Genomic DNA, 15800 nt, shown 5'->3' with positions numbered 1-15800 from the left:
GATAGAGAGCAATCTGCTGCTATGACTAAAACGATCATTCCGATTACTCCCGAGGAAAAGCTCAAGACCGATCCTACTTTAGGTGATGGTCTGGGCTGTCACTCCGGTGAAGCAGAGATGCTCGCTGCTGCTAAGGCGGCTGGTAAGTCTGAAACTCTGCAGCAATATGCCAAAGACTATCCTAAGGGCCCGCATGACCAACCACAAAGTATGTGCCCTGCATTTGGAGCATTGCGCGTAGGTTTGCGGATGCGTAGAACTGCCACGATTCTTTCTGGTTCTGCCTGCTGTGTTTATGGTTTAACTTTCACTTCTCATTTTTATGGCGCCCGTCGTAGTGTGGGTTATGTGCCGTTTAATTCAGAGACCCTCGTGACTGGTAAGTTGTTTGAAGATATTCGTGACTCTGTCTACCAAGAAGCGGATCCAGAAAAATATGACGCGATCGTCATTATTAATTTATGCGTACCAACAGCCAGTGGTGTTCCACTTCAGTTGCTGCCAAAAGAAATTAATGGTGTCAGGATTATTGGGATTGATGTACCAGGCTTTGGTGTGCCAACCCATGCTGAAGCAAAAGATGTTCTAGCCGGTGCAATGCTCAATTACGCTCGCAATGAAGCCATGTCGGGTCCAGTGCAAGCGCCTCGTGCTGGTCGCTCAAGCAAGCCAACGATTACTCTATTAGGTGAAATTTTCCCAGCAGATCCTGTTGGCATCGGTATGATGATTGAGCCAATGGGCTTGGCAGTTGGTGCTTCAGTGCCTACTCGTGAATGGCGTGAAATGTATCAAGCGCTCGATTGTGTAACTGTTGCTGCACTACATCCGTTTTATACCTCTTGTATTCGTGAGTTTGAAGCAGCAGGACGTTCCATTGTTGGCTCAGCTCCAGTAGGTTATGAAGGTACAGCGCGTTGGTTAGAGGCCATTGGTAAATCAACCAATACTCCGCAGGATCTGATCGCTGCTGCACAAAACAAGATTCTTCCAGCCATTAAAGGCGTGCTTGCTGCGGCACCAATTAAGGGCCGTATTACCTTAAGTGGCTATGAAGGTTCGGAGCTCATCGTAGCCCGTCTACTGATTGAGAGTGGTGCCGATGTTCGTTATGTTGGCTCTGCCTGTCCTCGCACGCCATGGAGCGATGAAGATCGTGAATGGTTAGAGGCCAAAGGAGTGCACGTTCAGTTCCGCGCTTCATTGGAGCAAGATTTGGCAGCAATGAAAGAATTCAAACCAGACTTGGCGATTGGTACTACCCCAGTAGTGCAAGCTGCTAAGCAAGCATCAATCCCCTCTCTGTATTTTACGAATTTGATTTCAGCAAGACCGTTGATGGGTCCTGCCGGTGCAGGTTCATTAGCGCAAGTAATCAATGCCGCAATTGGTAATCAAGCGCGTTTTGATGAGATGAAAGCATTCTTTGGTGATGTTGGATCTGGATTTAAGTCTGGTGTTTGGGAGAATGTTCCTCAAGATCATCCAGAGTTCAAAGCTGAAGTGCGTCGCAAACTAGAGAAGAAAATCAAGAAGCGTAAAGCTGAGGAGATGATGTAATGTTTGTCATCGATCATGATCGCGCCGGTGGATATTGGGGAGCAGTATACGTATTTACTGCTATCAAAGGTCTGCAAGTAGTTATTGACGGTCCTGTGGGTTGCGAAAACTTACCGGTAACTTCTGTTTTGCATTACACCGATGCATTACCTCCTCACGAGTTACCGATTGTCGTTACTGGCTTAGAGGAAGAGCAGTTAGGGCGTGAAGGTACTGAAGGCGCCATGAAGCGTGCGCATGCTACCTTAGACCCAGACTTACCAGCAGTCGTAGTGACAGGTTCCATTGCAGAAATGATTGGCGGTGGCGTTACTCCTGAAGGCATGAATATTGCTCGTTTCTTACCAAGAACCATCGATGAAGATCAATGGCAATGTGCTAATCGCGCCATGTATTGGTTATGGAGCGAGTATGGCGTTCGTAAGATTCCAGAGCGTAAACCCAGAGCAGAAGGTGAAAAGCCACGTGTCAATATTATTGGACCTTGTTATGGCACCTTTAATATGCCGAGTGATTTAGCAGAAATCCGTCGTTTGGTCGAAGGTATTGGTGCTGAAATTAATATGGTCTTCCCATTGGGATCCCATTTGGCTGAAGTTGAGAACTTAGTCAATGCTGATGTGAATATCTGTATGTACCGTGAGTTTGGACGCATGCTTTGCGAAGCTTTGGAGCGTCCTTATTTGCAAGCACCACTGGGTTTACATAGCACTACTCAATTCTTGCGCAAACTCGGTGAATTGCTTGGTGTAGATCCAGAGCCATTTATTGAACGCGAGAAACATACCACCATTAAACCGATCTGGGACTTGTGGCGTTCGGTAACCCAAGACTTTTTCAGTACTGCAAGTTATGCAGTAGTCGCTAATGAAACTTACACCAGAGGCATTCGTCATTTCTTATCCGATGAGATGGGCCTACCTTGCAGCTTTGCTGTTCCAAGAAAGCCTGGTGAGAAAACCAATAATCAAGACGTACGTAAGTTGACCAAAGAAAAGCCACCGCTAGTCATGTTTGGTAGCTACAACGAAAGAATGTATTTGGCTGAAAACGGTAGCAAAGCCTCTTATATTCCCTCGTCATTTCCTGGCGCCATTTTTCGTCGCCATACCGGCACTCCATTTATGGGCTATGCCGGCGCAACCTACATCATTCAAGAATTTTGTAACGGACTATTCGATGCGCTCTTTTATATCCTGCCCTTGGGTACCGATATGGATAAGGTCGATGCTTCGCTAACGCGTACTTATCGTTCGAATGCTCTGCCCTGGGACCAGGATGCTCAGAAATTGGTGGCTGACTATATTAAAACCAGGCCAGTGTTGGTTCAGATTTCTGCCGCTAAAGAGATGCGCGATCGTGTAGAGCAAGAAGCAGAAAAAGCTGGTGAAGAAAGAATCACCGCTGCCAGAGTGAAGTCATCCTGTAAAGAAATTATTGAAGAGGTCGAAGCATGATGACTTCATTGGCAAAAGTTAACTACAACAAATCAATTGATTTGTTGAAAACGGAATGTGGCATGCCGTACGCTACAGCCCATGTCGCGCGGGTTAAGCGCGGTAACGGCCGCAAGGCTATTTTTGAAGGAGGTATTAGGTTATGAGCGACCACAGAACAGGTTCAATATCCGGCCTTACTGATGACGAAGCCAAGGAGTTTCACCAGTTGTACGTCCAAGGTTTAGTTGGTTTTGTTTCGATAGCAGTAGTAGCCCATATTTTGGTTTGGGCTTGGCGTCCTTGGTTCCACTGAAATAGGACTCAATCTTAGGGGGATGAAATGAAAAATGATCACGTTATGAGCAGGAAAAAAAATATGATTAGAGAAGATTCTATTTCTTTCAATCTTATTTTTATTTTGTGTTTTCTAGTGTGCTTTGTTATTTCTTTGTTTACCCAGATTTTGCCAAATAAGTGGAGTTCTTGGCTTCCAGGGGCTGAAGAAAAATCGCTTATTGAGGGCACAAGGTCGGCTGTTTATGGTTTTATGTCTTACTTAAATTAGGAGAAGATTATGTGGAGAATTTGGAAACTGTATGATCCGTTGCGATCAATGGTTGTTCAAGGTATTTTTCTGTTTGGTCTTGCAGCAATGATTCACTTGATTTTGCTGAGCAGCGTTCGTTTCAACTGGTTGGATGGTTTGAGCCAAGCCCAGTTCAAGGCGATGGAAGCAAAAACAGGTTCTGCAATGCCACCATCAGTTCCAGCAGCAAAGTAATTTGTATAAAAAATGGTGAATAGGGTTAGGTTAAAAAGCTTTTTAGCTCAACCCTATTTATCCATTCATTGGAGAGCATAAAAATGGCCATGCTAAGTTTTGAAAGAAAGTATCGTGTTCGAGGTGGTACCTTAGTTGGTGGGGACTTATTCGATTTTTGGGTAGGGCCGTTTTATGTTGGATTTTTTGGTGTTACGACTGTCTTCTTTGCTTTTTTAGGCACCGCACTCATTTTATGGGGCGCTTCACAGGGTCCAACCTGGAACCCTTGGCAAATTAACATTGCCCCACCGGATATCAGTTATGGATTAGGCTTTGCCCCCTTATTAAAAGGAGGCCTGTGGCAGCTCATCACAGTATGTGCTCTAGGCGCATTCTTTTCGTGGGCTTTACGTGAAATTGAAATTTGCCGAAAACTGGGTATGGGACTTCATGTTCCCTTCGCCTACTTAATGGCGGTATTTGCGTATTTCACTTTGGTAGTCATTAGACCTGTACTCATGGGTGCATGGGGTCACGGTTTCCCATATGGCATCTTAAGTCACCTCGATTGGGTATCGAATACAGGCTATCAGTACTTACATTTTCATTACAACCCAGCGCATATGATCGCTGTGTCCTTATTCTTTACTACCACCTTCGCTTTGGTATTACACGGTGGCTTGGTCTTATCGTCCACCAATCCACAAAAAGGGCAGTTTGTTAAAACGCCTGAGCATGAAGATACTTTCTTTAGAGATGCGATCGGTTATTCCATCGGAACTTTAGGCATTCATCGCCTCGGATTATTTTTAGCTTTAGCAGCAGTTTTCTGGAGCGCCGTTTGTATTGTGATTAGCGGCCCATTTTGGACTCGTGGTTGGCCAGAATGGTGGGGCTGGTGGTTGAACCTGCCGATTTGGCGATAAGAGGGGAATATAAAAATTATGGAATATCAAAACCTTTTTACTCAAGTTCAAGTCGTTGCGCCACCACATCATGGCGTCTCCATAGACCCTTATGATGAGCGCGAGCGCTTTGGCGAGCCTAAGCTCTATCATTTATTTGGCCGATTGGGTAATGCTCAGTTAGGACCAATTTATTTAGGACGTCTTGGTTTAGCCTCTTTATTTTTCGGCATTATTGCCATTCAGATCATGGGCTGGAATATGCTGGCCTCAGTTAATTGGAGCCCAATTCAATTTGTGCGCCAATTATTTTGGCTGTCACTGGATCCACCTTTACCTAAACATGGCTTGTCTCTGTTTATGCCCCTCAATGAGGGTGGCTGGTGGATGATGGCAGGCTTCTTCCTAACCGTATCGATTCTATTGTGGTGGGCAAGAATGTATCGTCGTGCTATCGCTTTAGGTATGGGTACTCACATTGCCTGGGGTTTCTTAGCGGCTATCTGGTTATATCTTGTTTTGGGATTCATTCGTCCGATCATGATGGGTAGCTGGAGTGAGGCGGTTCCATTTGGAGTCTTCTCGCACTTAGATTGGACTGCCGCATTTTCATTGCGCTATGGCAATTTATTCTATAACCCATTCCACATGCTCTCGATTGTTTTCCTCTATGGCTCAGCACTCTTATTTGCCATGCATGGCGCAACGATTTTGGCAGTCAGCCGCTTTGGTGGCGAACGCGAGATTGAGCAAATCGTTGATCGTGGTACAGCTTCAGAAAGAGCCGCTTTGTTCTGGAGATGGACCATGGGCTTTAATGCCACGATGGAATCGATTCACCGTTGGGCTTGGTGGTTTGCAGTACTAACACCTTTAGTAGGTGGCATTGGTATTTTGCTCACCGGTACCGTAGTGGATAACTGGTATTTATGGGCAGTTAAACATAATGTCGCCCCTTCTTATCCAGACGTTTTTGGAGTCCCTATCCCCGATCCAGCCACTTCTGGATTCGTCCCGCCAGCTGCACCTGCTGCACCTGTTATTACAGGAGTTAAGCCATGAAGCAATTAAGAAAATTTCTGATATTGCCGGCTCTGTTGGCAAGTGTTCTGGTTCTGTCCGGCTGCGAGAGGCCTCCAATTGAAGCTGTCCAGCATGGCTTCCGTGGAACAGGCATGGATTTGATTTACAACCCGCGCATCTTAGCTGAACAGGCTGAGAAAAATGCTGTACCTGTCTCGTATGGCGCTGCTCCAGCAGATGGACCAAAAGCAGGAGCAGTCTATAAAAATGTGAAAGTTCTGAATAATTTGAGCGTAGCTCAATTTGGTACCTTCATGGCTTCCATGACAAGCTGGGTTGCGCCAGAGCAAGGTTGTACTTATTGTCATAACCCTGCGAACTTTGCAGATGACTCGCTCTACACCAAGCAAGTTGCGCGCAATATGATTTTGATGACACAGCGAGTGAATACTCAATGGCAAGATCACGTAGCGCAGACGGGCGTGACATGCTACACCTGCCATCGTGGCAATAATATCCCTGAGCAAGTTTGGTTCAAAGCGCCGAAGCAACAGACGGGCAATGGACTGCTAGGTGATAAAGACGGACAAAATACGCCAGTTGCTGCTTCAGGCTATTCATCCTTGCCAAATGATTATTTTGCTCAGTACCTCACGAAATCGAGCAACATTCGCGTGCAGGGCGGCACCGCATTACCAACAGGCAATAAACACAGCATCAACGAAACTGAAGCGACCTATGGTTTGATGATGCACTTCTCAAAATCATTGGGTGTTAATTGCACGTATTGCCATAACTCGCGTAATTTCTCATCTTGGGAAGAGAGCCCTCCACAAAGAGCTAGAGCTTGGTATGCCATTCGGATGGCGCAAGATATCAATAATAATTACATGGAGCCAATTAAAGGTCTATTTCCAGAGCATCGTTTAGGGCCTACTGGAGATGTTGCCAAAGCCAATTGTGCTACTTGCCACCAAGGGGCTTACAAGCCACTTTATGGAGTATCGATGTTGTCAGACTATCCTTTCTTAACTGGTCCAGCAAAGCCAGCGATGAAGGCTAAGGATCCTGTTCCACCAGCAAAATCGGTGGCAATGAAGTAATCTATAGTTCGTTCTAACCAATAGCGTCATACGATCAATATGACGCTATTTTTTTGTAGAAAAGTTGGTTTGAGGAAATGTTAAAAAAAGCTGACTTTAAGGAAAATGAAGTATCCACTGCCATTGTGATTGGAAGTGGATTTGGTGGTTTAGCAGCCGCCATTCGTTTGTCTTGTAAAGGCTATAAGGTCATTGTTTTAGAAAAGCTCGACGCTCCAGGGGGTAGGGCATACGTTCATCGTCGCGATGGCTATACCTTTGACGCTGGCCCCACCATTATTACTGCACCCTTCCTGCTTAATGAGTTATGGGAGTTGTGCGGTAAGAAAATGTCCGACGATGTTGACCTTCGTTTAATGGATCCCTTCTATCGCATCCGCTTTGATGACGGCACCCACTTTGACTATACCGGTGACCCCGCCAGAATGCGCGCCGAAGTGGCTAAGTTTGCACCAGAAGACTTGCCAGGTTATGAGCGATTTTTAGCGGAGGCAGAAAAATGCTACAAGCTTGGATTTCAGGAACTCAGTTCCACTGCATTTGACTCAATTGGTGATTTGATTCGTGCAATTCCATCGATGATCAAGATGAAGGCCTGGGAGAGTATTTACAAGTTAGTTGCACGTCATTTAAAAAATGACAAGATACGTCAGGTGATGAGTTTTCATCCACTCTTAATTGGTGGAAATCCTTTTTCTGTAACCGCGGTCTATGCACTCATCAACTCCTTGGAGCGACGCCATGGCGTTCATTCTGCTATGGGTGGAACTGGCTCTTTAATTAAAGGTTTAGCGGGTTTATTGGCTGATAGAGGGGTGGAGATTCGGCTTAACTCTGAAGTGAAGCGTATCGAAGTAGTCAATGGTAAAGCTCAGGGTGTCACACTTGCCAATGGTGAATTTATACCTTCTGATATTGTGGTTTCGAATGCGGATGCCGCTTGGACTTATCAGAAACTCATCGCCCCAGAGCATCGGAAAGTGTGGACTGACTCTAAGGTCAATAGTAGTAAATATTCAATGAGTCTCTTTGTTTGGTACTTTGGCACAGACAAGCAATATCCTGATGTTCCCCACCATATGATCTTGTTGGGTAAACGTTATAAAGAGCTATTAACGGATATCTTTAAGAAACACGTCTTGGCAGATGACTTCAGTCTGTATTTGCATAGACCAACAGCTACGGATCCATCTTTAGCTCCTGCTGGCGGCGATACATTTTACGTGTTAGCTCCAGTGCCGAATTTAGCAAGCGGTACGGACTGGTCTAAAGAGACTGACTCTTATCGTCAAGCGATCGCTAAGTATCTAGATAAAAGTGTTTTGCCTGGCTTTGAAAAACACCTCAAGACATCTTTTTGTATGACACCTCAAGATTTTCAGGATCGCCTCTTGTCAGTCAAAGGTGCTGCCTTTGGTTTTGAGCCCCTCTTATTACAAAGCGCTTGGTTTAGACCTCATAACCGTAGTGAGGATGTTGCAGGTCTTTATATGGTGGGCGCTGGAACCCACCCTGGTGCGGGTATCCCCGGTGTTTTATCTTCGGCAAAAGCATTAATGTCTGTAGTAGCCGATCCTAAAAAAGTCCTAACATGAGTCAAAATATTAAAGATCTTCAAGAGTGCGTCGCAACCATGCGGGATGGATCCAAGTCCTTCTTCGCCGCCTCCAGAATCTTGCCTCAGAGAGTGAGAGATCCCGCAACTGCCCTTTATGCGTTTTGTCGAATTACGGATGATGTAGCTGATGCGATAGATGCAGAGCCGGATGCGATACCAAAATTGCGTGAACGCCTTGATCGTATCTATCAAGGTATGCCTGATGATATTGCTGCTGATCGTGCTTTATCGATTGTGGTGAAAGAATTTGATTTGCCCATTAGTCTGCCTCTCGCATTGATTGAGGGCTATGAGTGGGACACCCAATTTAAAACTTACGAAACCTTAGAAGATCTACTCGATTACTGCGCACGGGTTGCAGGTACTGTAGGGGCAATGATGTGTGTCATTATGGATCGTCGAGAACCTGAGACCTTGGCAAGAGCATGTGAACTTGGTCTGGCCATGCAGCTCACGAATATCGCACGCGATGTTGGTGAAGATGCTGCAAACGGGCGCATCTATTTACCCCTTGCTTGGCTTAGGGAAGCGGGCCTAGATCCGCAGGCTTGGCTCAGTAAGCCAGAGTTTAATGATCAAATTGCTTCTGTGATTGCGCGTCTCTTAAAGCATGCAGATGTTTTATATTCTCGTGCGGAGAACGGCATTTCTGATTTGCCATGGGATTGCCGTCCCGCTATTCAGGCCGCTCGACTGATTTATGCGGAGATTGGTCGCCAGGTAGAAAAGCTTAATTTGGATTCTGTTTCGACAAGAGCCTACGTACCTTCCAAGAGAAAAGTAGTCCTTTTAGCTGAAGCCTTTACGGCAATCTCTAAAATATTTTCTAGACAGCTGAAAGTGGATGCTGATAAAGCCATTCAGTATTTAGTAGATGCGGTAATTGAAGTGCCTCATGAAAAGCGTTTTGAAGGAACGGCTCACGATCGTTTGCTGTGGTTTGTTGATCTCATGGAGAGACAAGAACGTCGTCGCAATCCTCGCAAGAGTGGCAGAGCTTTACAGTAAACGTATTAACTTCAGTTGCCAATTACCACGTAATCCGAGGCATTCTCCAAGGCAGCATCAATTGAGTTGAGGTCAGCGTTAGCTTTGGCACGCTGAGGGTTTCATGAAACGAAAGCACCTTTTCACCCAGTAGTTCAGAATTTAAAACGGAACGCGTATAAAAAGGCGTGTTTTCTAAAACCTGAACTACCTCTAAACCTTTAGAGCTTTGATTGCGCATATGCCCTCGAATACCCCAAATGGTTTTTGGCAAAGCCTGTCTTGGCGGAGGTTCAAAATGGTCAATTGTTCCATTAGGATTAAAGGTCAATGCCAATATCTTTTCTTGAGCACTCTTTTCTCGTACATCGTAAATGACAGCAGTTCGACCGCCACTCATCTCTGCTCTGGACCAGTCCCACTCATGAAAAGATTGACTGATAGGCTCATCACCTTCATTTGAGTCTAAATAAGCGTTACCTACCCACTGTAAATCTGGGGAGTTTAAGCGCACCTTGACCCGTGCTGAAGGGGCAAGAGGGCCCCAACGATGTTTGCCAGCAGCATCTAAAGGCGTACTAAAGTTGAATAAGGTATTTGGATAGAGTTCAACCGTACCTGAAACTTTTTGACCAAAAGGCACTGCGCGCTCTTCGATATGAACGATTAATTTTTCTCCATCCCAACGCAGATTACTGGGGCCAATCATAAATTCGGTAGCATTGCGGGAAACTTGTTTTTCTCCTCGCTCAGTCATCGCCCAACGATTTTTTCCTCGGCTATAAATGGCAACATTCAATGAGCAATGATTTTCTGGATTAACAGTGGCATTACCTCTTCTAGCCCACGCATAGTAAGGTGAAAATACGCTACCAACAAATGCAATCAGGACTATGCCGTGCTTACCGTCATCGCTTAGAGCGTCGATGTACCACCAGAGATAAGCGTTCTGCCCGACAGCTTGATCAAACCGAGGTGATCCATCAGTGTTGCGGCCGCCATTCGTCCCGAGAGCGCGGCCATCGGTACTCCCGGACCCGGATGCACGCTGCCCCCCGCTAGGTAGAGGCCCGGAATCGGGCTTAGCGCTGAAGCTCGCCCAAAAGTTTCCATCCAACCATGATTGGCTTGGCCGTAAAGGGCTCCCCCCGTTGCCGGAAAGAGCTGGTTGAAAAGGGAGGGCGTTGTACGTTGACATATTGCGCTATCCAAGTCGATGTTGAGACCACATTGTTGCAGAAGACCAAAAGTTTCGTGTTCGCATGCGTCAATTTCTTGAGCATTAAATTCTGATTGATCGCCGTTTGCGGGAGCATTTATCAGGCAAAGTAGCCTTTGAGTATTTGAGGATGATTGATAAACATCACTTTGATCTTGAGCGCAAACGTAGACTGTTGGTTTTACAGGGAGACGTCTCTTGCTAAAAATATCATCAAACTCTGCATGATAATTTTGATTAAAGAACACATTGTGTCGCACCAAAGGGAAGCCATCTGTCTTGGTATTCATCGACCAGGTAATTGCAGAAAGAGATCTCTTAGCAGGTGAAGGGGGAATCATTTTTGCGCTCAGCGCTTTGCTTCCTTCTGAATTGAGTAAGCCAGTTTGCAGTGCTGCAAGATCGCCATTAAAAACGACAGATTCAGTATGCAGAACAGTTCCATCCGTAAGCCTGACACCTGATATACGACCGTGATCTAACAAGATTTCTTCGCATGCTTGCCCGGTTAAAAATTGCACACCTTTAGCTTCGGCTAATTTGCGAATCGTTTTTACTAATGAATACATGCCACCTTCCAGCGCCCAGACACCCTGTGCTTCAACATCGGCAATCAGCATGAGGGTTGCTGGCGCTTGATAGGGTGAGGATCCACAATAAGTAGCATAGCGACCAAACAACTGACGCAACCTTGGGTCATGGAAATAGTTGCCGAGTGATTTCCAGAGATTATTAAACAAACCAATTTCATATAAGACTTTGGATCCAGACATTCCCAAATCCGAAATCATTCCGGCAAAGTTTGGTTTAGCAGACAGCATATAAGGCTTTTCTAGCGCCTTATACAGTCTGCGACATTGATCGGAAAATTGTAGAAAGCGTTTTGCTTCCGCTGGAGAGGAAAATGCTGCAATGGCTTGTGCAGATTGTTCTACATCAGAAAATAAATCGAGCCTTTCATCTTTACTCCAGGCATGCCTTGCTAGGATATTTAATTTTTCAAGCTTTAACTCAGACTCTAGTGAGGTGCCTGCCTTTTGAAAGAGGGCATCAAATACCCAGCGCATTGTGAAGACGGTTGGACCGGAATCAATGAGTGCAGGCTCGAGTGGATCCTTTGAGCAATTCAGTTGTCGAATCTTGCCGCCAACTTGAGATTCTTTTTCAATCAAGATCACCTCAACCCCAGAGGAGGCGAGGTCGAGTGCGCAGGTCAATCCACCTATACCACCACCAATAATGACAACGGGTGCCTTAGCCAAGAGTGCGACCCTTCCAGCTACCGAAGGCATCAAAAGGTTGATAGCGTGAAAACATCGATTCTGAAAAGTAGTTACCGCTCATGGATGCGCGGATGGCAGCTTGATGAGCGCCTTGTCTGGCATATTGATCCATTGCTGCTTGCGATTCCCAGATTGTAAAAGTAGCCTGGCGAAAAAAGGGAGCTTCACCAATGCCGGCGGCAATAATGCAGCCAGACGTTTGCTCAAGTGAGCTTTCAGCCGCTGGTTCTTTACTCCAGAACTGCAAACAATTGAGGGGCTTAATAGAGGCTCTGGTAATTGATACGATTGGTCCTGATGAAGGTGCATCGACAGTAATTTGAGGTACAAAGCCTGACCACTGACCTTTAATTGAATAGGTTTTGAGTTTTACTGAAAAAAATTCTTTAGCGTGCGCCCGATACCATTGAATCAGCCGAGAGGTTTTATAAAATCTTTCGGCGCTAGCGATATCTTTGAAAATGCAAAACAGTGCTTGATGGGTAGCGCTGGGATGAAATGAAAAGCCCCCGTTTCTTCCTGAGCCCATGTGTTTGTAGAACTCTAGTCCTGGCGTTGACCAAAGCCATAGTCTTGCAAACATGAGTCTTAAGATTCCGCTGAATTTTGCTGATGATTGAATGTCTACAAGGACCATCAATGCAACTTGGTTGCCCATTACTGACTTTCTAATCAATATCCTTATTGGAGTCTACTAGACCATACTTTCTGAGTTTGATATAAAGACTTTGTCGAGATAAGCCTAAGATCTCAGAGGCAGAAACACGATTGTCTTTTGTCAGATCTAAGGCAGCTTTGATGCAGAGTTGCTCAATTAAGTCAGTGGTTTCGGCTAGGATGTCCTTCAAGGGGACTTTTCCAACCAGCATCGACAATTCATCAGAATTTCGTACTAGTTTCTTGTCGATACGCTTATCTTTATTTTGTCTCGAATCTACTTGTCGGAAAATCATGCCAATACAAGCGCGTGGCTGAACTACGGATACCGCTGAAATATCTACTAGTTTAAAACCACCACTATTGTTGTTAATCGAAGAGACACAAGATTGAGTACTTGCTTTTCCTTTTAAGGACTGCATCATGCGATCAAAATCTGTTGTGTCGTGCCCTAGATAATTTTGGATAGTAGTGCCAATCAAGTCTTGTTCGGTCTTAGCATTACTTAATTTAATAAAGGCCTTGTTTGCTTTGAGGATCTGACCTTCCGGAGTGCACACAATAAAACCATACGCATTATTTTCAATGGCCTTAACAGTTAAGGAGTCAGCATCTAATAAGTTGGATGACTTAGCTAAGTCGGGTTGCGTAAGGTTAAATAATAAGTAGGGTTTTCCGCTATTTATAAAAGAAGTTGCTTTGATCCGAATGACTTGCCCGCTGTCAATGACAGTTTCTAGAGTATTAGGTTCGCCAGTATTTTGTACGGTCTGAAGAAAGGTTTTGACTTTGTTTAATTCTGCTGCAGGTAAGAGCGAAAGAAATGACTTTCCAATGCAATTATTTTTAGCTAGTAGCATTTGCCTAATTGCGTTGCCATTCATCTCGACTATCTGATAAGCATCATCTCCCTTAACGATGATGACCGATTCAGTACCGATTTCAAAGATCGACCGAAAGCGTTCTTCTAGTTGACTTATTTGCAGATAATTTTTACTAATTTCTTTTTGGGCAGCAACTAAATCTTGTTGCAGCTTGGATGCTTCCGAAAGATCCCTGCCAATAACGATAATTTTTTTATTGGATGATGTTTTGATGGAAGTGCACATCATTGGCAGTACCAAATTTTGATGGTTACCGACCATATTGATTTGTCGAAACTTAGTGATCTTGTCTGAGCTAGCGTCTTCTATCAAGTAGTGCATTTTTTTGACGCTGTCTGGTACAACAATGTCTAACCATTTTTTTCCTATGAGGCCATCTGGGATCTGTTTGGCTAGACTCTGATTTTCAGAATAGATGTTGACTATGGTTCCATAATCATCCAACAGAAGCGAAATATCTGCCGAGGCTTGAGCAATCAGGCTAAGCTCTTTACTGCTCAGGTCTGAAAAGAGTTGCTCTGGATGATGTGAGGCAGGCATATTAATTTAGGCTAGTTCTTTGGGCTAAAAGATCCGACACTGTTTTAATAGCCTCTTCGGCTGTTAGGGCGCAGGCATCTGCAGAGCAAGCTTTTACTAATTCTGGTTTGTAATCAAATAATGGACCGCCCACCATGGTCAGTATCCCCTTATTTTTTGACACCTTCTTTACTTCGTTTAGCAATGCCTCCATAGTATCCCACTGATCTTCACATGAGATAGAAATTGCCAATAAATCAAAGGCTTGCAAGTTGATTCGATCCTTTAATTCTGCACTAGAAGTTTCAATTTCGACTGTCGTATTCCAGCCATTCAGCTTGAAAAATTCACCTAATATTAAGATCCCCAGGGTATGTTGCGACCCCGGTGCATTAATCAGAAGGGCGTTACCCTGGTAATGGGAGAGATTGCCTTGACTCATAAAGAGAGGGCTAAGTTGGTGAATGAGGTTCTGAGCACGCCCTAGCGCGACCGTCACCTCTGTAAAGCTGTTTTCATCATTTTCCCAAAGATGCTGCAAGCGTCTACAAGACGCTGGAATCAGATTCATATAGAGCGATACAAGGGTATGCCCCGATTTTTGCATCTTATCTATAAAGGAGAAGGAATCCTCTATGGGGCCATCCAACAATATTTGGCAAAAGTCGACAATTTCAACTTGCGTAATATTGATTTCATTAATCTGGCGAATAAATTGATCGTTTGCTGGTTCTAATTTATGCCCCATCAGCAAGCGCGGGATGATCTCTGATTCTATGGTTTTATTTAGCCATAGCTTCATTTCTGCGTTATCCAATTCACTTACATTAGATTGGAACGTTTTTTTCAGTGGATCTGACAAAGCCCATCTCCTAATAGCCTAGTAATGAATACAAAATGAAAGGCTGTAAGTGCTCCCCGAAAAATATGCTGCACTGCAAAAAAGAAGGGCGCTATTTCTCTCAAAACTGATCATTTAGTAATGATCCTATTTAGCGCTTTTTTTGAGTAAGTTGCTATAGGGTAAGTACCCCCAATAGGGTTATCCCGAGGACTTTCTTTTTCCAGATACCGTAAACTTTAATTGACACTTTTGTGCTTTAAAAGTGTATTAATAATTGCCTTAAGGTTGTTGCAGAAAATATATCAGACTGTGCATGGAAAAAACATATAAGCCACTTTATACCCCGGAAGAGAGGGTAAGAAGAGACGAAACCAAGTGGACACTTGTCCAAGGTATTTTGGCGCCTATTCAGTTTGTTGTTTTCCTGGTTAGTCTTTACCTCGTCCTGCGTTTTTTATTTACCGGCGAGGGAGAGTATGCCGCCAATATTTCAGTAGTGGTTAAAACATTAACGCTCTACACCATCATGATCACTGGTTGTATTTGGGAGAAGGTTGTTTTTAACTGCTACTTGTTTGCCCCAGCATTTTTCTGGGAAGACGTATTTAGTATGTTGGTGTTGTTGCTTCATACCTTATATCTTGTAGCGCTGGGTACTGGTTATCTGGACCCAATTCAACTGATGCTATTGGCTTTGGCAGCCTATGCAACCTATGTGATCAATGCAGGTCAATTTATCTGGAAGCTACGGATGGCTCGCCTAGATCAAGAAAAGAAGACGCGCGAGTCTATGCTTGGCGCGCAGACTATTCAATTACAAGCTGCACAAGCAGCAAGTCTTAGTAGTGCTCAGACAACGTTAACTGGCTTAAGCATTGCAGAGGCAGAAGAATTGCATCGCAACCTTGTGCAAGGAACACAATTTTTTGGATTCATGGCGGTAATAGCGCATCTCTTAGCTTATATCTATTCCCCATGGTTGAAATAATTAAAGGC

The 15800-nt window shown here is 44.6% G+C and carries 15 protein-coding genes; 10 read left to right on the top strand and 5 right to left on the bottom strand.

Annotated features, from left to right (window positions below; all coding sequences use genetic code 11):
* Positions 1 to 21: 21 nt before the first annotated feature.
* The 9 genes from bchY (at position 22) to VC178_RS06025 (ending at position 9419) form a co-directional block, all read left to right on the top strand.
* The gene (bchY, locus tag VC178_RS06065; protein WP_215295331.1) at positions 22 to 1560 is read left to right on the top strand and encodes a chlorophyllide a reductase subunit Y; all 1539 of its coding nucleotides are present in this window, start codon (positions 22 to 24) and stop codon (positions 1558 to 1560) included.
* Positions 1560 to 3017: a chlorophyllide a reductase subunit Z gene (gene bchZ, locus VC178_RS06060; RefSeq protein WP_323481904.1), complete on the top strand. Its 1458-nt coding sequence runs from the start codon at positions 1560 to 1562 to the stop codon at positions 3015 to 3017. Before bchY ends, bchZ begins: the two co-directional genes overlap by 1 nt.
* A gap of 142 nt (positions 3018 to 3159) precedes the next feature.
* Complete coding sequence (pufB, locus tag VC178_RS06055) at positions 3160 to 3312, top strand: light-harvesting antenna LH1, beta subunit (protein ID WP_215295328.1); 153 nt, start codon at positions 3160 to 3162, stop codon at positions 3310 to 3312.
* Between the two features lie 261 nt (positions 3313 to 3573).
* Positions 3574 to 3780, top strand: a complete 207-nt coding sequence (gene pufA, locus VC178_RS06050) for a light-harvesting antenna LH1, alpha subunit (RefSeq protein WP_088524712.1) — start codon at positions 3574 to 3576, stop codon at positions 3778 to 3780.
* An 83-nt stretch (positions 3781 to 3863) separates the two neighbouring features.
* On the top strand, positions 3864 to 4688 hold the full coding sequence (gene pufL / locus VC178_RS06045) for a photosynthetic reaction center subunit L (RefSeq protein WP_215295324.1): 825 nt from the start codon (positions 3864 to 3866) through the stop codon (positions 4686 to 4688).
* An 18-nt stretch (positions 4689 to 4706) separates the two neighbouring features.
* Positions 4707 to 5729: a photosynthetic reaction center subunit M gene (gene pufM / locus VC178_RS06040; RefSeq protein WP_216861642.1), complete on the top strand. Its 1023-nt coding sequence runs from the start codon at positions 4707 to 4709 to the stop codon at positions 5727 to 5729.
* On the top strand, positions 5726 to 6793 hold the full coding sequence (gene pufC / locus VC178_RS06035; RefSeq protein ID WP_215295322.1) for a photosynthetic reaction center cytochrome PufC: 1068 nt from the start codon (positions 5726 to 5728) through the stop codon (positions 6791 to 6793). The genes pufM and pufC overlap by 4 nt, the downstream gene beginning before the upstream one ends.
* Before the next feature lie 77 nt (positions 6794 to 6870).
* Positions 6871 to 8388, top strand: a complete 1518-nt coding sequence (locus VC178_RS06030; RefSeq protein WP_323481903.1) for a phytoene desaturase — start codon at positions 6871 to 6873, stop codon at positions 8386 to 8388.
* Positions 8385 to 9419: a phytoene/squalene synthase family protein gene (locus VC178_RS06025; RefSeq protein ID WP_215318451.1), complete on the top strand. Its 1035-nt coding sequence runs from the start codon at positions 8385 to 8387 to the stop codon at positions 9417 to 9419. The genes VC178_RS06030 and VC178_RS06025 overlap by 4 nt, the downstream gene beginning before the upstream one ends.
* A gap of 22 nt (positions 9420 to 9441) precedes the next feature.
* Here VC178_RS06025 and VC178_RS06020 read toward each other — a convergent pair whose 3' ends face one another.
* The 5 genes from VC178_RS06020 to VC178_RS06000 form a co-directional block, all read right to left on the bottom strand.
* On the bottom strand, positions 9442 to 10197 hold the full coding sequence (locus tag VC178_RS06020) for a carotenoid 1,2-hydratase (RefSeq protein WP_323481902.1): 756 nt from the start codon (positions 10195 to 10197) through the stop codon (positions 9442 to 9444).
* A gap of 116 nt (positions 10198 to 10313) precedes the next feature.
* Positions 10314 to 11909, bottom strand: coding sequence for a 1-hydroxycarotenoid 3,4-desaturase CrtD (gene crtD / locus VC178_RS06015; RefSeq protein WP_323481901.1), 1596 nt, complete (start codon positions 11907 to 11909; stop codon positions 10314 to 10316).
* Positions 11872 to 12558, bottom strand: coding sequence for a spheroidene monooxygenase (locus tag VC178_RS06010; protein ID WP_323481900.1), 687 nt, complete (start codon positions 12556 to 12558; stop codon positions 11872 to 11874). The genes crtD and VC178_RS06010 overlap by 38 nt, the downstream gene beginning before the upstream one ends.
* Before the next feature lie 10 nt (positions 12559 to 12568).
* Positions 12569 to 13981 (bottom strand): transcriptional regulator PpsR, encoded by a 1413-nt coding sequence (gene ppsR, locus VC178_RS06005; RefSeq protein ID WP_323481899.1) that lies wholly within the window; start codon positions 13979 to 13981, stop codon positions 12569 to 12571.
* Position 13982: 1 nt separating this feature from the next.
* Positions 13983 to 14822, bottom strand: coding sequence for a cobalamin B12-binding domain-containing protein (locus VC178_RS06000; RefSeq protein ID WP_323481898.1), 840 nt, complete (start codon positions 14820 to 14822; stop codon positions 13983 to 13985).
* 295 nt (positions 14823 to 15117) lie between these two features.
* On the opposite strand from VC178_RS06000, the gene bchF reads away from it, so the two are divergent.
* Positions 15118 to 15792, top strand: a complete 675-nt coding sequence (gene bchF, locus VC178_RS05995; protein ID WP_323481897.1) for a 2-vinyl bacteriochlorophyllide hydratase — start codon at positions 15118 to 15120, stop codon at positions 15790 to 15792.
* Positions 15793 to 15800 lie beyond the last annotated feature (8 nt).

Source organism: Polynucleobacter sp. AP-Sanab-80-C2 (assembly GCF_035012965.1).
GTDB lineage: Bacteria > Pseudomonadota > Gammaproteobacteria > Burkholderiales > Burkholderiaceae > Polynucleobacter.
This window is presented reverse-complemented; position numbering and strand designations above follow the sequence as displayed.